At 63.8% G+C, this 20,826-nt stretch carries 20 protein-coding genes; 12 read left to right on the top strand and 8 right to left on the bottom strand.

The window, feature by feature from the left end:
* Positions 1–47: 47 nt before the first annotated feature.
* From AB7290_RS30135 to AB7290_RS30125, 3 genes are read right to left on the bottom strand one after another with little or no spacing between them, the layout of a single operon-like run.
* Entirely contained in the window at positions 48–1,958 is a 1,911-nt protein-coding gene (locus AB7290_RS30135; protein WP_085400659.1) for a flavin-containing monooxygenase, read from the bottom strand.
* Complete coding sequence (locus AB7290_RS30130) at positions 1,955–2,596, bottom strand: TetR/AcrR family transcriptional regulator (RefSeq protein ID WP_071915527.1); 642 nt, start codon at positions 2,594–2,596, stop codon at positions 1,955–1,957. Before AB7290_RS30130 ends, AB7290_RS30135 begins: the two co-directional genes overlap by 4 nt.
* Positions 2,593–4,086, bottom strand: a complete 1,494-nt coding sequence (locus AB7290_RS30125) for an AMP-binding protein (RefSeq protein ID WP_085400661.1) — start codon at positions 4,084–4,086, stop codon at positions 2,593–2,595. The genes AB7290_RS30130 and AB7290_RS30125 overlap by 4 nt, the downstream gene beginning before the upstream one ends.
* A gap of 173 nt (positions 4,087–4,259) precedes the next feature.
* Here AB7290_RS30125 and AB7290_RS30120 point away from each other — a divergent pair, with 173 nt between their 5' ends.
* From AB7290_RS30120 to AB7290_RS30090, 7 genes are all read left to right on the top strand, one after another.
* Positions 4,260–5,519 (top strand): ABC transporter substrate-binding protein, encoded by a 1,260-nt coding sequence (locus AB7290_RS30120; RefSeq protein ID WP_085400663.1) that lies wholly within the window; start codon positions 4,260–4,262, stop codon positions 5,517–5,519.
* Between the two features lie 90 nt (positions 5,520–5,609).
* A complete protein-coding gene (locus tag AB7290_RS30115) occupies positions 5,610–6,512 on the top strand; it encodes a branched-chain amino acid ABC transporter permease (protein WP_085400665.1) in 903 nt (300 codons plus the stop codon).
* A complete protein-coding gene (locus AB7290_RS30110) occupies positions 6,509–7,528 on the top strand; it encodes a branched-chain amino acid ABC transporter permease (protein WP_085400667.1) in 1,020 nt (339 codons plus the stop codon). Before AB7290_RS30115 ends, AB7290_RS30110 begins: the two co-directional genes overlap by 4 nt.
* A gap of 2 nt (positions 7,529–7,530) precedes the next feature.
* The gene (locus AB7290_RS30105) at positions 7,531–8,286 is read left to right on the top strand and encodes an ABC transporter ATP-binding protein (RefSeq protein ID WP_085400669.1); all 756 of its coding nucleotides are present in this window, start codon (positions 7,531–7,533) and stop codon (positions 8,284–8,286) included.
* Positions 8,283–8,996: an ABC transporter ATP-binding protein gene (locus AB7290_RS30100; protein ID WP_085400670.1), complete on the top strand. Its 714-nt coding sequence runs from the start codon at positions 8,283–8,285 to the stop codon at positions 8,994–8,996. The genes AB7290_RS30105 and AB7290_RS30100 overlap by 4 nt, the downstream gene beginning before the upstream one ends.
* Before the next feature lie 165 nt (positions 8,997–9,161).
* The gene (locus AB7290_RS30095; RefSeq protein ID WP_063984492.1) at positions 9,162–9,380 is read left to right on the top strand and encodes a hypothetical protein; all 219 of its coding nucleotides are present in this window, start codon (positions 9,162–9,164) and stop codon (positions 9,378–9,380) included.
* 110 nt (positions 9,381–9,490) lie between these two features.
* Positions 9,491–10,549, top strand: coding sequence for a YeiH family protein (locus AB7290_RS30090; RefSeq protein WP_038941923.1), 1,059 nt, complete (start codon positions 9,491–9,493; stop codon positions 10,547–10,549).
* A gap of 205 nt (positions 10,550–10,754) precedes the next feature.
* On the opposite strand, the gene AB7290_RS30085 is transcribed toward AB7290_RS30090, so the two are convergent.
* From AB7290_RS30085 to AB7290_RS30065, 5 genes are all read right to left on the bottom strand, one after another.
* Positions 10,755–11,627 (bottom strand): ABC transporter ATP-binding protein, encoded by an 873-nt coding sequence (locus AB7290_RS30085; protein WP_085400672.1) that lies wholly within the window; start codon positions 11,625–11,627, stop codon positions 10,755–10,757.
* A complete protein-coding gene (locus AB7290_RS30080; RefSeq protein WP_187387763.1) occupies positions 11,624–12,535 on the bottom strand; it encodes an ABC transporter permease in 912 nt (303 codons plus the stop codon). The genes AB7290_RS30085 and AB7290_RS30080 overlap by 4 nt, the downstream gene beginning before the upstream one ends.
* On the bottom strand, positions 12,532–13,953 hold the full coding sequence (locus AB7290_RS30075) for an ABC transporter substrate-binding protein (RefSeq protein WP_085399403.1): 1,422 nt from the start codon (positions 13,951–13,953) through the stop codon (positions 12,532–12,534). Before AB7290_RS30075 ends, AB7290_RS30080 begins: the two co-directional genes overlap by 4 nt.
* Positions 13,954–14,118: 165 nt before the next feature.
* Complete coding sequence (locus AB7290_RS30070) at positions 14,119–14,892, bottom strand: Crp/Fnr family transcriptional regulator (protein ID WP_085399404.1); 774 nt, start codon at positions 14,890–14,892, stop codon at positions 14,119–14,121.
* 223 nt (positions 14,893–15,115) lie between these two features.
* Positions 15,116–15,412 (bottom strand): gamma-butyrobetaine hydroxylase-like domain-containing protein, encoded by a 297-nt coding sequence (locus AB7290_RS30065; RefSeq protein ID WP_085399439.1) that lies wholly within the window; start codon positions 15,410–15,412, stop codon positions 15,116–15,118.
* A gap of 207 nt (positions 15,413–15,619) precedes the next feature.
* Here AB7290_RS30065 and AB7290_RS30060 point away from each other — a divergent pair, with 207 nt between their 5' ends.
* The 5 genes from AB7290_RS30060 to AB7290_RS30040 all read left to right on the top strand — a co-directional run bounded on the left by AB7290_RS30060 (position 15,620) and on the right by AB7290_RS30040 (position 20,784).
* Entirely contained in the window at positions 15,620–16,393 is a 774-nt protein-coding gene (locus AB7290_RS30060; protein ID WP_085399405.1) for a ferredoxin--NADP reductase, read from the top strand.
* 100 nt (positions 16,394–16,493) lie between these two features.
* Entirely contained in the window at positions 16,494–18,236 is a 1,743-nt protein-coding gene (locus AB7290_RS30055) for a fumarate reductase/succinate dehydrogenase flavoprotein subunit (RefSeq protein ID WP_085399406.1), read from the top strand.
* Between the two features lie 31 nt (positions 18,237–18,267).
* Complete coding sequence (locus AB7290_RS30050; RefSeq protein WP_008141081.1) at positions 18,268–18,501, top strand: 4Fe-4S dicluster domain-containing protein; 234 nt, start codon at positions 18,268–18,270, stop codon at positions 18,499–18,501.
* A gap of 2 nt (positions 18,502–18,503) precedes the next feature.
* On the top strand, positions 18,504–19,481 hold the full coding sequence (locus AB7290_RS30045) for a HEAT repeat domain-containing protein (RefSeq protein ID WP_071915514.1): 978 nt from the start codon (positions 18,504–18,506) through the stop codon (positions 19,479–19,481).
* A gap of 130 nt (positions 19,482–19,611) precedes the next feature.
* On the top strand, positions 19,612–20,784 hold the full coding sequence (locus AB7290_RS30040) for a fumarylacetoacetate hydrolase family protein (RefSeq protein WP_085399440.1): 1,173 nt from the start codon (positions 19,612–19,614) through the stop codon (positions 20,782–20,784).
* Positions 20,785–20,826: the final 42 nt, after the last annotated feature.

The raw sequence follows: 20,826 nt of genomic DNA, 5'->3' as shown, positions 1-20,826 counted from the left end.
AGATTCTGGGTTGCTTCGCTGCGCTCGCAATGACGACGAGGTGAGGTTTACGCCTTCGTCAACCTGTACTGCCCCAGATCCGGATCATGCGTCATGCGCCAGTAGTCCACGAACCGCCAGGGCATCGCCGAAAACACGCGGCCGCTCGAATTGCGATAATAGGTGCTCATGCCGGTATGGGTCCAGATCATCGCCTCGTGCTCGGCATCGACCTTCTGGACGTAGTCGTCCAGCACCTCCCTGCGGACGTCGATGGCGGCGACGTCGTGCTCAATCATGTCGGCGAGGCAGGCGGAGATATAGCGGCTCTGGCATTCCGACTGGAAGATGACGCTGCCGCCATGGGCGGGGCCGGAGTTCGGACCGAGCATGCAGAAGAAGTTCGGAAAGTCCGGGACGGTGAGGCCGAGGAACGCCGTCGGGTTGTCGTTGGCCCAGGCCTCGCGCAGATCCTTGCCGCCGCGGCCGCTGATGTTGAGGCGCGCCGCCATCTCCGTGACCTTGAAGCCGGTGGCGACCACGACGATGTCGGCGGGGCGGTGCTCGCCGTCTGCGGTGACGATGCCGTCGCGATCGAAATGATCGATCGTGTCGGTGACGAGCTCGACATTGTCCCGCGTGAGCGTCCTGAACCAGTTGTTGTCAAGCAGGATGCGCTTGCCATAGGGCGGATAGGTCGGCACGCATTTGGCGATCAGGTCGGGCCGATCCTTCAGCTCGGTGAGGATGAAATCGGTCAGCTCCTGGCGATGCCGGTCATTGCCCTTGTTGACGGCGCGCTCCGGATGCGGCCAGGCCGGGTCCTTGCGCAGGAACGGCAACAGGCCGTCGCCATAGCGCCAGAACATGTTGAAGCGGTACCACTGCACATAGAACGGCAGATGCGCGAGCAGCCAGCGCGCGCCGTCGCTGATCGGATCGGAATAGCCCTTAACGGGCCGCGCCCATTGCGCGCTGCGTTGATAGACCGTGACGGACGCGACGCGGCCGGCGATCGACGGCACCAGCTGCATCGATGTCGCGCCGGTCCCGATCACGGCGACATGCTTGCCGTCGAGATTGATGTCGTCCGACCACAGGGCCGAATGCAGGATCGTGCCCTTGAAGTCTTCCTCGCCCTTGAAGCGGGCGCGAGAGGGATCGTTGAGCTGGCCGATGGCCGAGACCAGCGCGGTGGATTCAAAGGTTTCTTCGCCGCTCTTCGTCTTCAGCGTTGAGATCCAGCGTCGCTTGCCTTCGTCCCAGCGCGACGCTGTCAGCTCGGTATTGACCCGCAGATGCTCGCGGATGCCGTATTCCTCGGCGACCTTCAGCAGATAGGCAAGCAGCTCCTCGCGCTGGCAGAAATAGCGCGTCCATGCATTGCCCGAGCCGAACGAGTAGGAATAGGAATGGTTCGGCGTATCGACGCCGCAGCCGGGATAGCGGTTGATCCACCAGGTGCCCCCGAGCTCGGCGTTCTTCTCGACGATGGTGTAGGGGATGCCGAGATGGCCGAGTGCGACGCCGAGCGCGATGGCGCAGACGCCGGCGCCGACGATCAGCACGTGCTGGCCGGCAAGCTTCTCGGCGGAGGGGCGCTTCGTCCATTGCGGCTCGCGCGCTACAAATCCCATCTCCTCGCGCATCAGCGGTGCATATTCCGGTGCGACGTTCTCGCCGAGGCAGGCGCGCATCATCTTGAGCAGCAGCTCTTCGCCGGGATCGGTGATGACGGGTTTTGGCGTGCCGCCGGCAAACAGCTTGACCACTGCGGCACGGATTTCGTCCTGGACCTCCCGGGGCACGCCGGCTTCTGGATCGGGAATGAGGCGGATGTCGCGCTTGGGCAAGTACGGCGGCTCGAGCCAGCGCTCATCGCCGGTCATGTGCACCAGCACCATCAGCAAACAGCGGATATCGCCTTCGGCGATCGCGGAGACGAGATCGAGCGGCTTTTGTGGAGATGCGATGTTCATGGCGTGTCCTGATCTCCGGATGCACTGAAGAGGCCGCGCGTCATCAGCTTGCGATAGGCGGAGATGACGTGGTCGGGGACGGCGGTGACGCCGCCGGCCGAATAGGAGTAGCGGCGGCTGAGATAGCCGCGCGCGCCCATCAGCATGTGGACGATGGCCTCGAATTCCTCGTCGCTGTAATCCTCGATCGCGCCTGCCGCTCGTGCGCGGCGCAAAATGCGGACATAGGCGACCGAAATGTTGTCGAGATGTTTCTGGTAGCCGATGGGCGCGAAGAATTCGGCCTCGTTGAGGATGCGCAGGAACTCCGGCACCTCACGGATAAAGTCGAAGAAGGCGGAGAAGCGGGCGATCTCCTGCCGCGCGGCATCGGCGGTGCCGGTGCGTGCGCGGATGAACTCGACCATGTCGAGGCCGATCTTCGGCAGCAACTGGTCGAGCAGTTCCTGGCGGTTCTCGAAATGATTATAGAAGGTGCCTTGCGCGACGCCGGCTTCTTCCGTGATGCGGGCGACGGAGGCTTCGGCATAGCCATGCTTGCCGACGACCTTGGTCGCGGCGTCAAAGATCTTCTGCTTGGTCCAGGCGTTGCGCTCGACGCGGTTAAGCTTTGTGACCTTGGCATTCGCTTGCGTCATTCAGAGGTCTCCAGCTCGGCGCGCAGCACGCGCTTGAGGATTTTTCCGCTCGGGTTGCGCGGCAGGCCGTCGCGGATAACGAGCTGTTTCGGTACCTTGAAGCTCGCCAGGCGCGTACGGCAGTGCTCGGTGAGGGCAGGGAGCGCAAGGCTCGCGCCTTCGGCCAGCACGACGATCGCGACCGGCCGCTCGCCCCAGCGCGCATCGCGCAGGCCGATCACCGCGACTTCGCGCACCTCGGGCAAGTCGTAGATGACGCGCTCGACTTCGGAGGAAGCGATGTTCTCGCCGCCCGAGATGATCATGTCCTTCTTGCGGTCGGTCAGGTACAGGAAGCCTTCCTCGTCGAGATAGCCGACATCGCCGCTGCGGAACCAGTCGCCGAAGAAGGCCGCCGCCGTCTTCTCCGGATCCTTCCAATAGCCGCGCGTGATTTTCGGTCCGCGCAGACAGATCTCGCCATTGACGTTCGGCGGCAGCGTCTTGCCGTCCTCGTCACGGATCTCGATCTCGACATGGGCGATGGCGCGGCCGGTCGAGCCGATCTTCTCGATCTCGCGGCCGGCTTCCATGAAAGTGTCGCCGCCGACGGTCTCGGTGAGGCCATAGGCATCGATGTAGCGCGCATTGCGGAAGAACTCCGAGAACGCGCGGATGCGCACCTCCGGCGTCTTCTCGCCGCCGCCGATCGCCCATCTCAGGCTGGAGACGTCGTAGCGATCGCGGGTGGGGCAGGTGAGCATCGCGGTGGTCATCACAGGCGCGAACCATGCCGCGTTCAGCTTGTCCTCCGCGATCGCCGCAAGCGCGGTCTCCGGCTCGAAATTGCGCTCGATGCGGATGAAGCCGCCGTGCCAGAGCACGGCGATGCCGGGCAGGTCGAGCGCGCCGACGTGATAGAGCGGGCCGACAACGAGCAGTCGCGTCTCGGCACCGATGCCGAGCGCGATCGTCTGGTCGGCGGACTTCCAGTAAAAATTATCGTAAGTGAGCATCACGCCTTTGGGGCGGTCGGTCGTACCCGAGGTGTACATCAACCGCATCAGGTCGGACGGTGCGCGGACGTGCATCGGCGCGGGCACGGCCTCGCCCGCGAGGTGCGTGATGCTTTGCTGCGCAACTTCGTTCAGCACGACAACCTTCGCGCCCGCTGCATTCGCGGCGAGTTCCTCATCGACGATCAACAACCGCGCGCCGGCATTGCCCGCGATGTAGCCGACCTCGTCGCGCGACAGTCGAAAATTGATCGGCAAGAACACCGCGCCGAGATGACTGGTGGCGAAGACGAGCTCCAGGAACGCCGCGCTGTTCTTCATCAGCACGGCCACGACGTCGCCCGCGCCGATGCCCTGCGCGGCGAGCCAGCCGGCCGCTTGCCGGATGCGCGCATCGAAATCGGCGTAGGAGATCTCCTCGCCGCGATATTTCAGCGCGGGCCGGTCCGGCGTGCGCCGGGCATGAAAGGTGATGAAGCTCGAAAGATTGATCATTTTGCGGGTTTTGGGCCGATTACCGGCCTCGTTTCCTCCTTTGATGAATTATGACTCGTAATTCATCTTTGGCTTGACGTCACCCCCCTGCCTCTGAAATTGTTGGGAACACGGAGACGAGACGATCTCCGGCAAGGGACCAGGAAACGCCGACCCGAAAGAGGGAGGGGAAAATGACGAGAACCCGCATGCCGGGCATCAGCCGCCGTTCAACGCTGGCGCTGATGGGCGCCGGTGCGATGAGTGTTGCCGCACCGTGGGTGGCGCGCGCGCAAGCCAAGACGATCAAGATCGGCATGCCGACGATTCTGTCGGGCCGCGTTGCGCAGCTCGGCACGTCGTCGCGCAATGCGGTGATGCTCGAGGTCGACAAGGTCAACGCCGCCGGCGGACTTGCCGGCCGCCAGATCGAGATGGTGATCCGTGACTCCAAGGGCCAGCCGCAGGAAGCCGCCCGCGTCGCGCGCGAGCTCGTCAACACCGATGGTTGCGAGTGGCTGATCGACGGCGAGGCGTCGTCCGGATCGTTTGCGGTTCACGAAGTGGCGCGCGATCTCGGTGTGCTCTGCGTCCACACCTGTTCGGAAGCGTCCTCGCTCACGGCCGATCCGAAGCAGCACATCCCGAACGCGTTCCGTTGCGTGCGCCAGGGCATCCACGATTCCATCGTCGGCGGCAGCTATGCCGCCTCGATCGCGAAAGCCAAGGGCCTGAAGAAATGGGCGACCTGCTCGCCGGACTATGCCTATGGCCGCGACACCACCGGCGAGTTCACGCTGTACCTGAAGCGCTTTGCGCCCGACGTCGAAATCATCAGCGAGTCCTGGCCAAAGCTGTTCCAGCCCGACTACACCGAAGTCGTGACCAAGATCCTCCAGGCCAAGCCGCAGGCGCTGTACTCCTGCCTGTGGGGCGGCGATCTCACCTCCTATATCGACCAGGCCAACATCTATGCGATGTTCGGCCAGATGGAGGTGTTCGCGGTCAACATGGCCGACTACACCGCGCTCACCGTGGTGAAGAACCTGCCCAAGGGTATCCACTCCGGCAACCGCTACATCAAGACCTTCCCGACCACGCCGGAGAACGCGGCCTGGGGCGATGCCTACAAGGCGAAGTACAACGAATATCCGACCAACTGGTCGTGGCAGAACGCGACGGCCGTGATGTTCCTCGCCGAGGCCGCGAAGAAGGCCAACACCACCGACGGCAAGAAGATCGCGGAGGTGCTGAAGGGCCTCACCATCAAGTGCCCGTTCGGCGCCGACGGCACCGTGACAATGCGCGGCGACGACCACACGCTGGTCGGCTACGCGATCGGCTGGGGCACCACGATCCCGCAGGAGCCCTACGTGCCCGAGGTCAAGGCCGGCGACTGGAAGACCATCTTCGAGCTCGAGGCCGAGTGGAAGAAGAGCAAGGGCTACACCTGATGTGACGCGCGGCGGAGACGGGCGACCGTCTCCGCCGTTTTTATTTGGTTCTCCGCGCCAAGTCCGGCGCGTCGCAATGAAAGTGCTCCCGTGGATCTCGACGCGCTCGCCGGCTGCCTCTCCAGTTCCGCCTGCCTGGTGACGCAAACCACCAGCGGCCTCATCATCGGCATGCTCCTGTTCCTGGTCGCAGTCGGGCTGACGCTGATCTTCGGCGTGCTCAAGGTCGTCAATTTCAGCCACGGCGCCTTCTACATGTTCGGCGCCTATTTCGCGATGACGGCCTATCAGCTCACCGGGAGCTTCGCGCTGGCGATGTTCGCGGGCGCGGCTGGGACCGCGATTCTCGGTATGATCTTCGAGCGCGTCTTCATGAGCCGCGTCTATGGCGCCGACGTGCTGATGCAGCTGCTCGTCTGCTACGCCTTCGTGCTGATCTTCGACGATGTCGTGCGCATCATCTGGGGGCCGGAATTCAGGTCGATGGGCATGCCCGCGGCATTCCAGGTGATGCCGCTGTTCATCGCCGGCGGCGTAGTGCCGCCTTATTACCTGCTGCTGATCGGCGTCGCGCTCGTCGCAGCGATCGTGCTCGGCATCGGATTGTCGCGCAGCCGTATCGGCAAGGTGATCCGGGCGGCGGCACATAATCCCGGCATGGTCTCGGCGCTCGGCATCAATACCGGTCTGATCTATGGGGGCGTGTTCGCGCTCGGCGGCATGCTGGCGGGCCTTGCCGGCGCGCTCGCGGCGCCCGTGCGTTCGCTCACACCCGGCATGGGATTTTCGGTACTGATCGAATCCTTCATCGTCACCGTGATCGGGGGGATGGGTTCGATCCTGGGCGCTCTGATCGGAGCGCTGCTAATCGGTCTGATCCGCTCCTTCGGCTCGCTCGGCTTTCCCCTGTTCACGGAAGGCCTGATGTACCTGTTCATGGTGATCGTGCTGGTCTCCAAGCCCACCGGCCTGTTCGGCAAGGAGGCGGCATGACCGAGCTCGAGGCCGGACGCGCCGAGACGCTGGCGCCGGTGCGTAGCGGTGTGGCGCTGCAACGCTATCGCGACGTCCTGATTGCGCTCGTCGCCTTTGCCGTGCTGGCGAGCCTGCCGCTGTTCACCGGCAGCAAGGCGCTGCTCGATTTCGTCATCCGCTGCTCGGCTTACGGCCTGTTCGCGACCTCGCTGAACCTGCTGGTCGGCTACACCGGCCTGACTTCGTTCGGCCACGGCATGTTCTTCGGCCTTGGCGCCTACAGTTTTGGCCTGATCATGCAGAAGCTGGGCGTGCCGATTCCCGTGGCCTTCGTCGCGACGCTGGCGATCACGGCGGTAATCGCCGCCGTCATCGGCGCGATCTGCGTGCGGCTGAAGGATATCTATTTCGCCTTCGTCACGCTCGCGTTTCAGATGCTGATCCACTCGACCATCCTGTCCTGGGCCTCCTTCACCGGCGGCGACCAGGGCCTGCGTGGCGGCATTCCGCGCCCCACATTCCTCGGCATCAATCTTGCGAACCACATCCATCTCTATGTCGCGAGCTGCGCGCTTCTCATCCTCGGCCTGCTCGCGATGCGCCAGATCGCGCAATCGCCGTTCGGTTACACGTTGCGCATGATCCGCGACAATGCCGCGCGCGCAAGCTTCCTCGGCATCGACGTCTGGCGGGCCAAGCTGACAGTCTTCGTGCTGGCGGCATTGTTTGCGTCGATGGGGGGCATGGTGATGGCGCTGTTCGTCTCCGGTGCCTATCCGGAATTCGCCTATTGGACGATCTCGGGCGAGGGCATCTTCATCAACATGCTCGGCGGCGTCTCGACCTTCCTGGGGCCGATGGTCGGCACCGTGCTGCTGCTTCTGCTCAACGACACCGTCACGCGCTTCACCGAATACCACGGCATCGTGCTCGGCGTGGTCATCCTGTTCTTCGCGCTGGGCCTGCGCAAAGGCCTGCTGGATTTCGTTGCCGACTGGTTCGCGCACCGGCGTGACGCAGGCGAGGGGCGCTAGCGATGCTCGAGATCCGCAACCTCGCAAAATCCTTCGGCGGCGTGAAGGCGACCAACGACGTCACGCTCGACTTCCCCGACGGTTCGCTCACGGCGGTGATCGGCCCGAACGGCGCCGGCAAGAGCACGTTCTTCAACCTGATCACCGGCGCCTTGAGGCCGGATTCCGGCCAGGTGCTGCTCGACGGCATCGATCTCGCCGGCCGCTCGCCGCCGGAGATCGTGCGGCACGGCATCGGCCGCGCCTTCCAGGTCGCGAGCATCTTCAAATCGCTGACGGTGCAGGAGACCATGCTTGCCGCCGTCAGCGCCGACCAGCGCTCGTCCGCGGTGCTGCACAAGCGCTTTCCCTTGCCCGAGACGCGCGACCGCGCCGAGCACGTGATGGAGCTGCTGGGCCTCGCGGGAAAGCGCAATCGCACGGCCGCAACGCTGTCGCATGGCGACCAGAAGCTGCTCGACATTGCGCTCGCTCTGGTGCTCGAACCAAAGGTTCTGCTGCTGGACGAGCCGACTGCCGGCATGGGCCCGGAAGAGCGCTGGCGCATGATCGACAAGGTGCGCGAGCTCTGGGAGACGCAGAAAATCACCGTCGTCTTCATCGAGCACGACATGGACATCGTGTTCAAGATCGCCCCAAAGATCGTCGTGCTCTGCTACGGCCGCATCCTCGCGACCGGCACGCCCGACGAAATCCGAAGCAACAGCGCCGTGATCGAGGCCTATCTCGGCACTGAACATGCGGGGGCCGCCGCATGAGCGCGACCATTATCGAAGTCGCCGATCTCGACGTCTACTACGGCACCAGCCAGATACTGTTCGGCGTCGGCCTCTCGGTGCGGCAGGGCGAGACCATGGCGCTTTTGGGCCGCAATGGCGCGGGCAAATCGACGACCATGAAGGCGATCATGGGGCTGGCGCCGCCGCGGCGGGGCAGGATCAGCCTGCGCGGCGCGGTGATCTCGGGCCAGAGGCCGCACCATATCGCGCGCGCCGGTCTCGGCTTCGTGCCGGAGGATCGCCAGATCTTTCCGGAGCACACGGTCGAGGACAATCTCGTCATCGGTCGCAAGAAGGGGCCGGAAGGCCAGGACGAGTGGCCGATCAAGCGGATCTACGACGTCTTCCCGCTGCTGGAGCCGCTGCGCCATCGCATCGCCGGACGTCTCTCGGGCGGGGAGCAACAGATGCTCGCCATCGCGCGCACGCTGATGGGCAACCCGGCGCTGTTGCTGCTCGATGAGCCGAGCGAGGGCCTCGCGCCGATCATCGTGCAGCGGATCGGCGAGCTGTTGCGGCAGCTCCGACAGCTCGGATCGACCGTGCTGATCGCCGAGCAGAACATGCATTTCTGCCTGGGGCTTGCGAGCCACGCCACTGTCATCGACAAGGGCCAGATCGTCTATGCCGCCGGAATCGACGAGCTGAAGGCCAACGACGCGATCCGTCGCCGCTATCTGGCGCTTTAACCGGGTTCCGGACCGCCAAACCGGCCCAAAGAAGAAAACTATTGCCTCGGGTTCGCCAGACGGAAGGAGTTTCCCCATCGAGGGCCAAAAACGCCAATCGCTTCCATTGCCGTTTGGGGCCGAAACGACGACATTCCATTCAGAATTTGATGGATCGGCGTAGCCATGGAACGCACTGGATTTGAGCCCTTCGGCGAGCAGCTGGTGTCCGCAACGGACACCCAGCCGCGATCGCGCGCGTCAAAGCTCCTGTTGCGGGCCGGCACCACGGTGTTCTGGTCGCTGGTCGCGGGGATCGTGCTCGCGCGTGCGGCCTTCTTTGAGCCGGGCGTCTATGACAGCTTCAGCCGCGTCGCCTCGCTCGCCAAAAGCCTGATCTTCTGAGCCGATTATTCCGGGCTGAGGATAGAACTTCCCTCGGCCCTGATATGCTGAAAACTTATTCCCCAATCGGCCAGCACTGCGTATAAATATTTCTCCTCTGGGAGAGATTTGTGTCGCAGAATCAAGCATCCAACCCGGCCGACGCCAAGCCTACCACTGTCGTGAGCCGTATTGCGGCGCTGATTCCGGGAATCCTCCTGTGCATCGCCGTGGCCGGTATCTCGGCCTTGCTCGAACGGGCCGAGCTGGGTGTCTTCGAGCACCCCTATGTCGAAGCGCTGGTGATGGCGATCCTGCTCGGGATGGCGCTGCGCAGCTTCTGGAAACCGGCGCCGCGCTGGCAGGCCGGCATCGCCTTCAGCGCCAAGCAGCTGCTCGAAGTTGCGGTCATGCTGCTGGGGGCCTCGATCAGCTTCGCCGCCATCGCGGCTTCCGGCGTGGCGCTGCTGGCATCGATCGCCGCGGTCGTCGTGATCGCGCTCTGCGTCTCCTTCGGCCTCAGTCGCATGCTGGGCCTGTCGACGCGGCTCTCGATCCTGATCGCCTGCGGCAATTCCATCTGCGGCAATTCCGCGATCGCCGCCGTGGCGCCGATCATCGGCGCCAACAACGACGAGATCGCGTCCTCGATTTCCTTTACGGCGATCCTCGGCGTGATGATGGTGCTGGGCCTGCCGCTGCTGATTCCGCTGCTGCAATTGTCGGCCACGCAATATGGCATCCTCGCAGGCCTCACCGTCTACGCCGTGCCGCAGGTGCTTGCGGCAACGGTCCCGGCCGGGCTCGTCTCGACGCAGATCGGCACGCTCGTGAAGCTGATGCGCGTGTTGATGCTCGGGCCCGTCGTCGTCGGTCTCTCCCTGGTCGCCTCGCGCTGGCAGACCGGCGCCAAGAAATCCAATGTCGGCTTCTTCCGCCTGGTCCCCTGGTTCATCCTCGGCTTTCTTGCGCTGGCGACCCTGCGCTCGCTGGAGATCGTGCCGGGCACGGTGGTCGGGCCGGTGACGAAGATCACGAGCTTCCTGACGGTGGTCTCGATGGCCGCGCTCGGCCTCGGCGTCGACGTGAAGGTGCTGGCGAATGTCGGGGGCCGGGTGACGGCTGCCGTGACACTGTCGCTGATGCTGCTCCTCGGCATCAGCATCGCGCTGGTGCACTGGTTCAAGTGAGGGGAGCACAGCGACTGCGAACTCCTCTTCCTTCTCCCCTTGTGGGAGAAGGTGGCGTGAAGCGCCGGATGAGGGGTTCTATCCGCGAGTCCGAAATGAGAGGGGAGTTTGCCGAAGCAGACCCCTCATCCGCCTTGCCTTCGGCAAGGCACCTTCTCCCACAAGGGGAGAAGGGAAGTAAGAGCGCAATCGTCGAGATGGGGCGCTAGATCACATCCGCCAGCGAATGCCCATGCAGCTCGATGTTAAGCCCTTGCATGCCCATGTCGCTGATCTCGCCGCCCATCGCCTTCAGGCTCTCCTCGCGGATCAGTGACATCAGGCCGCGGCGGAGCGCCAGGAACTCCGACGACATCATCATCGATTGCTGCCGCGGCCGCTCCAGCGGGATCGGGATCTCCGCCTTGATCGAGCCGGGGCGGGCGGTCATGCAGTAGACGCGGTCGGAGAGGAAGATGGCTTCGTCGATGTCGTGGGTGACGAACAGCACCGAGATCTTCAGCCGTTGCCACATGTTGGTGAGGATCTGCTGCATGATCACGCGCGTCTGCGCGTCGAGCGCGCCGAACGGCTCGTCGAGCAGCAGCACCTTCGGTCCCGTCGCGAGCGCGCGGACGATGCCGACGCGCTGCTTCATGCCGCCGGAGAGTTTTTCCGGATAATGCTTTTCGAACGCTTCGAGCCCCGCGAGCCCGAGCAGCGTGCGCGCGGCGCGCTCGCGCTGGGAGCGCGCCATGCCGCGCATCTTCAGGCCGAACTCGACGTTCTCCCGCACCGTCTTCCACGGAAACAGCGAATATTGCTGAAATACCATGCCGCGCTCGGCGCTGGGGCCGTTGACCCGCTCGCCGTCGACCGTGACTACACCGGTGGTCGGCTTGAGGAAGCCGGCGACAGCATTGAGCAGCGTCGACTTTCCACAGCCGGAGGGCCCGACGATCGAGACGAACTCGCCGGGCTTCACATGAATCTGCGTATCGGTGACGGCCTGCACAGGTCCCTCGATGCTCTCATAGCTGAGGGAGAAATTCCTGACCTCGATATGGCCTTGCGGTGCTTTGGTCAGGATTTCGTTCATTTTAGCCTCCACGGCATCACCAACTGCCCGGCGCCCCTGATAAGCAGGCTCGATCCAAGGCCAAGCACGCCGATCGCGATCATGCCGAGCGCGATGTCGGCATATTGGACAAGGGAATAGGCCTCCCAGGTGAAGTAGCCGATGCCGTACTGGCCCGAGATCATCTCGGCGGCGATCAGCGACACCCAGGCCACGCCCATACCGACGGTGAGGCCGGTGAAGATGTGCGGCATCGAAGCCGGAAAATACACCTCGCGGAAGATCGAGCGCTCGCGCGCGCCGAGACATTGCGCGGCGCGCACCAGCACGGGGTCGACGAGCGACATGCCATGCAGCGTGTTGACCAGGATCGGGAAGAATGCGCCGAGGAAGGTGATGAAGACGATGCTCTGCTCGTTGGTCGGCCAAAGCATGATTGCCATCGGCACCCAGGCGATTGCCGGGATCGGCCGTAGCACCTCGGCGACCGGGAAGATGATTTCGTGCACCAGCTTGAAGCGGCCCATGATCAGGCCGAGCGGCACGCCGACCACCGCCGCGAGCGAGAAGCCGAACAAGATGCGCCGGCAGCTCAAGAGGATGTGCAGCAGGAATTTCGGATCGTGGATCGCCTTGGTGAAGCTCGCATAGACCGCGAGCGGCGAGGGCACGTTGGTGAAGCGCACGAAGAACACGACGCGATAGGTCGTGAGCAGGTGCCAGACCAGCAGGAAGGCGAGCAGCGATATGATGCCGATCGCCGTCGCGCGTAGCCCCGCTCGATTGAGCCGGTACCAGCGCAGCGCAAGCGTGCCGAAGGAAGGCGGTGTCGCGGGCGGGAAGGGGGCGGGCACGGGGCCCGCCTCGGCGATTGCAGTTGCTGCCGGCATGCTGTCCTCGGGATGTCTGGCGAGGGCGGGACTGCTCACGTCTTGCCTCCGCCGACCGCCGCCTTCACCGCGTCGTCGAAGCCGAGCACCTTGCCATTGATCTTGGCGGCATGGGCTTCGGCGTCCTTCTTCAGCAGGAACGGCGCGACCTCGCCGTTGCCGACCGCGAAGAAGGCCTGGTCGGCGAACAGCTTGATTCCACGGGTGGTGTCGAAGACGTAGGCGACGTTGATCTTCTTGCCCTTGGCCTTGTAGTCGGCATAGGCCCCTAACGTGCACGCTGCGGACGCAAACGGCAGGATGCCGGCTTCGTCGACCCAGACCTCGCCGGCCTTGCGCGGGTCGGTGATCGGCTTCTTGCAGAAGGAATCTTCGCCCGCGATCTCGTAATTTCTGGTGCTCGCAAGCTGGGTGTCATAGTCGAGCTTCATCTCGGCATAGGCCTTGCGGATGTAGGAATCATCCACCCACTTCTTCGGATCGAACTCCTTCATGCGGCCGAGATTCTGCAAAACCTTGACGTCGGTCGCGGCTGCATCGATCAGCGCCGGCTTCACCGTGGGATCGGTGGTCATGTTGCCGCTGGGACCGAGGAAGATATAGACGACTTCCTTGTTGATGCCGGTCCACTCCTGGATCTTTTCGGCCGCGAGCTTCGGATCGTCGCGCAGCCACTGGTTGGCGGCGATCAGCGCCTTGAAGTAGGCAACGATGACCTCGGGGTATTTCTCGGCGAAATCGGTGCGGACCACGATGCCGTGGAAGGTCGGCAGGTTGGTCTCAACGCCGTCAAAGATTTTTCGCGCAAAGCCGCGGAACGGCAGCAGCTCGGCGAAGGGGACGAAGTCGGCGTGCGCGTCGATCTTCTTCTCCTGGAGATTGGTCGAGCCGACCTCCGGGCTCTGGCTGACGAGCTGGAAGAAGTCGGAGGCGTAACCGCGGTCCTGCATCGCCTTCAGCACCATGCCGTGCGCGGCCGAGCCGAACGGCACGCTGACGAGCTTGCCCTTGAGATCGGCGAGATCGTAATAGGGCGAGTCCTTGTGGACCACGAGCCCGTTGCCGGAGCCAGACAGGCTGTAGGCGGCCACGCCGATCAGGCGGCTCTTGCTCTCCGGATTGCTCTCGAAGGTGAAGCCGTTCACGATCAGCGGATAGTCGCCCATCATGCCGATCTGGAGCTTGTTCGCCATCATCGCATTGGTGACGGGCGGGCCTGAGGTGAAGTTCTGCCACTCCAGCTCGAACTTGATATTGGCGTATTTGCCGTCCTTCGGCAGATATTTCTCGAGGAGATGCAGCTGCCGGATGACGACGCCGGCGGTCACCGTGTTGGTCGTGGTGTCCTGCGTTCCGATGCCGAGGGTGACGGTTTCCGCCAGGGCCGGCTGCGCGATCAGAAGCGCCAGCGAGGTCACCGACATCGCGATCGAGAGCGTGGGAAGATGGCGGACCATTCTCATCCTCATTCGGTTGGATGTGCTGTGGTTGCCATGATTGGGTGAGGCCGCGGGCAGGGCAAATCCGGAGTGACCGCCGCAGTCGATTAGTTGCCGGGAAAAGCTGATTGCATACTCCTTGGGCAGTCCTGCACTATAAAGCCACTTGCCTGTGCATCGACCCTAGTCGCCGCTCTGGCCGCGCATCTCCTCGAGAGCGTCGGCCCGGCACACCACGATCTGCGAGCGCTTGGTGACGACGATTCCCTTCTCCTGCATCCGTTTCAGGCTGATCGTGACCCATTGCCTGGTCGCGCCGACCATGTGGGCGATGTCGGCATGGGTGAAGGCCGCCGCGATCACCCGGCCGTCGGCATCCTCGACGCCGTAGAGCTCGACCAGATGCAGCAGAAGATGCGCGAGGCGCTGGGTGATCGAACGTGTTCCCAGCATTTGCGCCAGCGCCGAATAGCATTTGCCCTTGAAGGTAAGGCCTTCAATGAGGCCGATGGCGAGGTTCGGGATCTCCACGGCAAGGGACCGCAGTTCCTTTCCGGGCAGGTGCACGACGCTGCAATTGCTGGATGCGACGCCGGACCATTGATGCACGGTGCCCTCGAACACTTCGGGCCCACCGACGAAATTGCCGACGTGCCAATAGGCCAGCGTGATCTCGCGTCCGAGCGGCGAAGTGTAGAACACGCGGATGCGGCCGCTCTCGATCAGCCAGATGCCGTCATGCTTGCCGCCCTGGCTGAACAGCGTCTGGCCGCGGTTGAGCACCTTTCGCCGGCCCTGCTTCAGCACCAGCTCCCGCTCGCGCGGTGACAGCTTGTCCATCAGCGGCGGCGGTCCGCCGATCCATTGTTGGTTCTCGGTCAGCAGCAGCGAGGAGCCGCCGGCAGGCCGGACCGTTGCGGGAACCGTCCCGCGAACCGCATTCGCCGCCTGCAACATCGTCTGCCTCCGGAACGTTCAAATCGTTCTAAAGAGGAGCAATGTCCGTGCCAGATGGGGGGAGCTCGTGGCAGGCCGCCGCCATTCACTCCGCTGTCATCGCCCGCGAAGGCGGGCGATCCAGTATTCCAGAGACTTCAGTGACATACGGAGGGGCCGCGGCGTACTGGATTCCCCGCTTTCGCGGGGAATGACAGCGGTGTGCGTGTAGCGGGATCGAGGCTTACCGCCCCGCCAAGCTCAGCAGATACGGCTTCGGATAAATCCCCCTGTTATGCCCATCCGAAAACGAGATGTTCAGCCCGTAGCCGAGATCGCCGATCTCGGTGATGGCGATGCCGGGAAAGCGTTCGGGGAAGCGATCGTCGAAGCGGGCACGGGTGCAATGGGCGCATTTGCAGGAGAGTCGGAGCTGCTCGGCAGCGATCCCGACCACGTCGTCCTGCGTGGTGCGCACGACGAGCGTCGCGAGATCGGCGCTGGCTTCATAGGCCGCCACAGTCGGCGCCACCAAGGTCATGGTCATGACGAACCTCCAGCTTCCTTCTATGTCGGCGCGGGCGCGCACGAATAGCAACTAATTGCCAGCGCGAACGCGTGGCCGTCGGCCTCCTCTTCAGTCACCGCCCACTAAATGTGAAACTAATCGACCGGGAATTTCACTTCCGAATTGCCGGGCTCTGCTCTCTCCGAAACCTTGTGCGCCAACGACGGCTGAGGAGAGAGCATGAGCGCATTTCAGAAGGAAACGGTTTTGTCGGTCCGGCACTGGACCGATAGCCTGTTCAGCTTCACGGCGACGCGCGATCCGGGCTTCCGTTTCCTGAACGGCCAGTTCGCGATGATCGGGCTCGAAGTCGAGGGCAAGCCGTTGATGCGGGCCTACAGCATGGCGAGCGCCAATCACGAGGAGGCGCTCGAATTTTTTTCGATCAAGGTGCAGGACGGCCAGCTGACCTCGCGCCTCCAGAAGATCCGGGAGGGCGACATCATCCTGGTCGGCCGCAAGGCGACGGGCACGCTGATCACCGGCAACCTCATCCCTGGAAAGCGCCTGCTGCTGCTCTCGACCGGCACGGGCCTCGCGCCCTTCGCCAGCCTGATCAAGGACCCCGACGTCTATGAGAATTACGAGACCATCGTGCTCGCCCATGGCTGCCGCCAGGTTTCGGAGCTCGCCTATGGTGAGCACCTCGTCGACGGCCTGCGCAATCACGAATTCTTCGGCCCCCTGATCCGCGACAAGCTCGTCTACTACCCGACCGTCACCCGCGAGCCGTTCAAAAACCGCGGCCGTATCACCGACCTGATCGCCTCCAATCAGCTGTTCGACGACATCGGGCTAACAGGTCTCGATATCGAGACCGACCGCATCATGCTGTGCGGCAGCCCGGCGATGCTCGAGGAACTCCCCGCGATGTTTGCCGCGCGCGGCTTTGTCGAGGGTAACCACAGCCAGCCCGGCCATTTCGTCGTTGAAAAGGCCTTCGTCGAGCGCTGAGGCGCAAATCGCGTCCCGGCGACAACTAATTGCTATCGCCGGACAACCACCTGAACAAATCTGATGCAAAGGCGCCGGACCGGCGAACCAGGAGCAAGTGATGGCACTAGATGAGATCGTCGACGGACTTTCGGAGGTTTCCTGCGACGTGCTCGTCATCGGCGGCGGTACGGCCGGCCCGATGGCGGCGCTGAAGGCAAAACTGAAGAACCCGAAGGCCAATGTCGTCCTGCTCGAGAAGGCCAACGTCAAGCGCTCCGGCGCGATCTCGATGGGCATGGACGGGCTCAACAACGCCGTCATCCCCGGCTACGCGACGCCGGAGCAGTACACCAAGGAAATCACCATCGCCAACGACGGCATCGTCGATCAGAAGGCGGTCTATAAATACGCGCAAAATTGCTACAAGATTATCGAGGAGCTCGACAGCTTCGGCATCCGCTTCCTGAAGAACGAGAACGGCGATTACGCCGTCAAGAAGGTGCACCACATCGGCACCTATGTGCTTCCGATGCCGAACGGCGAGACCGTGAAGAAGGCGCTGTACCGCCAGCTCCGCCGCGCCCGCATCCTGATCTCCAACCGCTACATGGCGACGCGGCTGCTGAAGTCGTCGGACGGGCGCATCGCCGGCGCGATCTCAGTCAACACTCGCACCGCCGAAATCCTGGTGATCAAAGCCAAGGCCGTGATCCTCTGCATGGGCGCCGCCGGCCGCCTGGGCCTGCCGACCTCCGGCTACATGTTCGGCACCTACGAGAACGCCGCCAATTCCGGTGACGGCTATGCGATGGCCTATCACGCCGGCGCCGCGCTCGCGAACCTCGAATGCTACCAGATCAATCCGCTGATCAAGGACTATAACGGCCCGGCCTGCGCCTATGTCGCCGGTCCCTTCGGCGCCTTTACCGCGAACAACGAGGGATCGCGCTTCATCGAATGCGACTACTGGTCCGGCCAGATGATGCTGGAGTTCTACAACGAGCTGCTGTCAGGCAAGGGCCCGGTGTTCCTCCAGCTCAAGCATCTCCATCCTGATACGATCTCGGAGATCGAATCCACGCTGCACAAGGTCGAGCGTCCCACGCGCGGCCTGTTCCAGCAGGGGCGCGGGGTCGACTATCGTAGCGAGTCGATCGAGATGCATATCTCCGAGATCGGGTTCTGCTCCGGCCACAGCGCCTCCGGCGTGTTCGTCGACGACAATGCCCGCACCACCGTGCCCGGCCTTTACGCCGCCGGCGACATGGCGAGCGTGCCGCATAATTACATGCTGGGCGCCTTCACCAACGGATCGGTCGCCGGCATCGACGCGATGGAGTTCGCCGACAGCCACGACTTCGCGGAATTCGACGCCGCCGATGTCGCCAGGGAGCGCGATCGCGTGCTGGCGCCAACGAAGCGCGAGGACGGCATTCCGCCGAACCAGGTCGAGTACAAGACCCGCCGCCTCGTCAACGACTATCTCCAGCCGCCGAAGGTCACGCGCAAATACGAGCTCGGCATGCGCCGCCTCGCCGAGACGCGGCAGGACATGCAGGAACACATGATCGCGCGCAATGCGCACGAGCTGCTTCGTGCGCTCGAAGTGCAGTCGATCATGGACTGCGCCGACATGGCGGTGCACGCCTCGTTGTACCGCGAGGAGAGCCGCTGGGGCCTCTATCACTGGCGCACGGATTTCCCGGAGAAGGACAACGAGAACTGGTTCTGCCACACGCTGCTCTCCAAGCAGAACGGCAAGATGACCAGCGAGAAGCGCGCCGTGGAGCCCTATGTCGTGCCGATCGCCGACGACGAGAAGGACCTCTACGACAAGCAGCGCATCCGCGCCTCCGCCTGATCCACCGCAACATCGCAACAGGAGACATAAAATGCCTCTCGCGTCCTATCAGACATCGGTTCCGGTGGTCGTCGACGACGCCAAATGCATCGCCGACAAGGGCTGCACCGTATGCGTCGACGTCTGTCCGCTCGATGTGCTCCGCATCAGCGACATGACCGGCAAGGCCTACATGGCCTATGACGAGTGCTGGTACTGCATGCCTTGCGAGGCCGATTGCCCGACCGGCGCCGTCACCGTCAATATTCCCTATCTGTTGAGGTGATCATGTCGAGCCCGTTCGAGTCCTATGACGACCTCGAAGACGCCGATGAGCGGTTGCAAGCCGCCGATCCCGCCGAGCGCCGCGTCGCCATCATCGCGCTCGGTCACTCCGGCGATCCCGCAGCCGTCGCGCATCTCGCCAACATGGTCGCCGATCCCGACGCCGGTGTGCGCCAGCAGGTCGCGATGGCGCTCGGCGAGTTCGACGGGCCGGAGGCCGCGCATGGGCTGGTCAAACTGCTGGTCGATCCCGAAAGAATCGTGGCGGCGGCCGCGGCCGACAGCATGGCCGAGTTCAAGGATCCGGCCTGCGCCGAGATCATCCTGCCGCTGGTCAAGCACGCCCATGCCTTCGTCCGCATGGGCGCGCTGCGCGCGCTGAAGGAGCTGCGCTGCAAGGACACGCTGAAGCCGGCGCTGGAAGCGCTCCTGGATCAAGATGCGGCCGTTCGCGTGCAGGCGATCGGCGTGATCGGTTTCCTCAAGCTGGAGGAATCCATCCCCGCGCTGACCGCGCTGATCAATGATCCCGACGCCCATGTGCGCCGCGCCGCGGTGAGCGCGCTGGCCTTCTCGCAGCTGAAGCCCGCGGCCGAGACGATCACACGCGGGCTGAAGGACTCGGACTGGATGGTGCGCGAGATGGCCGCGGAAACGCTGGGCCTCAACGTCAACGGTTCGCTCGCGGCCGATCAGCTTGTCGGCTCGCTCGCCGATGAATTCTGGCAGGTGCGGCTGAAGGCGATCCGCAGCCTCGGCAAGATGAAGATCGAGCGCGCGGTACGCCCGATCGGCAATTGCATCAACCACGACCAGGCCAATTTGCGGAAGGAGGCGGCGGCCGCGCTCGGCGAGATCGCCCATCCCGACGGCGAGGCGTTCCTGGCGGTCATCGCCGACGATGCCGACCCCGACGTTCGCAAGAACGCGCGCTGGGCGCTCCAGCAGATCGCGGCGCGCAAAGCGCGAGCAGGCGCATAAAGGCCCGGGCAGGGGCATAGCGGCTCTTCGCTGCCGGTCTGGACTTCCCCTGCCAGACGTTTATTGGTCTTCGCCAATGGGATCGGCTGCTGTGAACGCGGCCGATCCGAGAAAGAGCGAGGACGCGGCCATGACGACACTGTCTGTTAGAGATCTTCTCCCCGAGGATGGAACGAAGGGGACGCTGGTCGGCCGCGTCTGGCTGCCGCAGGCGAACGGCCCGGCCGTTGTCGCCGTCCGTGGAGACGGCGTCTTCGACGTCACCGCCAAGTTTCCGACCGTCAGCGCGCTCTGCGAGGAAGACAATCCGGCCAAGGCGCTCGCCTCGGTCAAGGGCGAGCGCATCGGCGATCTCGAAGCGATCGTGGCCAACACGGCGCCGGATGGGCGCGATCCGAAAAAGCCGTGGCTGCTTGCGCCCCTCGATCTCCAGACCCTGAAGGCCGCCGGCGTCACCTTTGCCATCTCGATGCTGGAGCGCGTCATCGAAGAGCGGGCCAAGGGCAATCCGGCATCGGCCGAAGCGATCCGGAAAGAAGTGACGCGGCTGATCGGCGACGATCTGTCGAAGCTCAAGCCGGGCTCCGACCAGGCGATGCATTTGAAGCAGGTGCTGATCGATCAGAACGCCTGGAGCCAATATCTCGAAGTCGGCATCGGTCCGGATGCCGAGGTCTTCACGAAGGCTCCGACCTTGTCCTCGGTCGGCACCGGCATGGATGCCGGGCTGCATCCGAAATCGACCTGGAACAATCCCGAGCCCGAGCTGGTGCTGTTCGTCTCGAGCCGCGGCAAGATCGTCGGCGGCGCACTCGGCAACGACGTCAATCTGCGCGACTTCGAGGGGCGTTCGGCGCTGCTGTTGTCGAAGGCCAAGGACAACAACGCCTCCTGCGCGATCGGCCCGTTGCTGCGTCTGTTCGACGACAGCTTCACACTCGACGACGCCCGCAAGCTCGACATCAGCCTGAACGTGAAGGGCGCGGACGGTTTCGTTCTCGACGGCCATTCCTCGATCAGCATGATCAGTCGCGATCCCACGGACCTCGTCGAGCAGACGATCGGCAAGGTGCATCAATATCCCGATGGCTTCGTGCTGTTCCTCGGCACGATGTTCGCACCCGTCAAGGATCGCGATGCGCCGGGGCAGGGGTTCACCCACAAGCGCGACGACATCGTCACGATCGCAGCACCCCAGCTCGGCAAGCTCATCAACCGCATGCGCACCAGCGACGAGTGCGAGCCCTGGACGTTTGGAATCGGCGCGCTGATGAAGAACCTCGCGCAACGGAAGCTGATTTAGCTCCGCTACCCTTCGCCTCTCCCCGCACGCGGGGAGAGCCGG

It is taken from the genome of Bradyrhizobium sp. 613_E4_N2_2, from assembly GCF_052075995.1.
Taxonomy (GTDB): Bacteria; Pseudomonadota; Alphaproteobacteria; order Rhizobiales; family Xanthobacteraceae; genus Bradyrhizobium; species Bradyrhizobium barranii.
This window is presented reverse-complemented; position numbering and strand designations above follow the sequence as displayed.

Coding starts and splice junctions, on each gene's coding strand:
- AB7290_RS30135 (WP_085400659.1), bottom strand. CDS start 1,958: ATGAACATCGCATCTCCACAAAAGCCGCTCGATCTCGTCTCCGCGATC.
- AB7290_RS30130 (WP_071915527.1), bottom strand. CDS start 2,596: ATGACGCAAGCGAATGCCAAGGTCACAAAGCTTAACCGCGTCGAGCGC.
- AB7290_RS30125 (WP_085400661.1), bottom strand. CDS start 4,086: ATGATCAATCTTTCGAGCTTCATCACCTTTCATGCCCGGCGCACGCCG.
- AB7290_RS30120 (WP_085400663.1), top strand. CDS start 4,260: ATGACGAGAACCCGCATGCCGGGCATCAGCCGCCGTTCAACGCTGGCG.
- AB7290_RS30110 (WP_085400667.1), top strand. CDS start 6,509: ATGACCGAGCTCGAGGCCGGACGCGCCGAGACGCTGGCGCCGGTGCGT.
- AB7290_RS30105 (WP_085400669.1), top strand. CDS start 7,531: ATGCTCGAGATCCGCAACCTCGCAAAATCCTTCGGCGGCGTGAAGGCG.
- AB7290_RS30100 (WP_085400670.1), top strand. CDS start 8,283: ATGAGCGCGACCATTATCGAAGTCGCCGATCTCGACGTCTACTACGGC.
- AB7290_RS30095 (WP_063984492.1), top strand. CDS start 9,162: ATGGAACGCACTGGATTTGAGCCCTTCGGCGAGCAGCTGGTGTCCGCA.
- AB7290_RS30085 (WP_085400672.1), bottom strand. CDS start 11,627: ATGAACGAAATCCTGACCAAAGCACCGCAAGGCCATATCGAGGTCAGG.
- AB7290_RS30075 (WP_085399403.1), bottom strand. CDS start 13,953: ATGGTCCGCCATCTTCCCACGCTCTCGATCGCGATGTCGGTGACCTCG.
- AB7290_RS30070 (WP_085399404.1), bottom strand. CDS start 14,892: ATGTTGCAGGCGGCGAATGCGGTTCGCGGGACGGTTCCCGCAACGGTC.
- AB7290_RS30065 (WP_085399439.1), bottom strand. CDS start 15,412: ATGACCTTGGTGGCGCCGACTGTGGCGGCCTATGAAGCCAGCGCCGAT.
- AB7290_RS30060 (WP_085399405.1), top strand. CDS start 15,620: ATGAGCGCATTTCAGAAGGAAACGGTTTTGTCGGTCCGGCACTGGACC.
- AB7290_RS30055 (WP_085399406.1), top strand. CDS start 16,494: ATGGCACTAGATGAGATCGTCGACGGACTTTCGGAGGTTTCCTGCGAC.
- AB7290_RS30050 (WP_008141081.1), top strand. CDS start 18,268: ATGCCTCTCGCGTCCTATCAGACATCGGTTCCGGTGGTCGTCGACGAC.
- AB7290_RS30045 (WP_071915514.1), top strand. CDS start 18,504: ATGTCGAGCCCGTTCGAGTCCTATGACGACCTCGAAGACGCCGATGAG.
- AB7290_RS30040 (WP_085399440.1), top strand. CDS start 19,612: ATGACGACACTGTCTGTTAGAGATCTTCTCCCCGAGGATGGAACGAAG.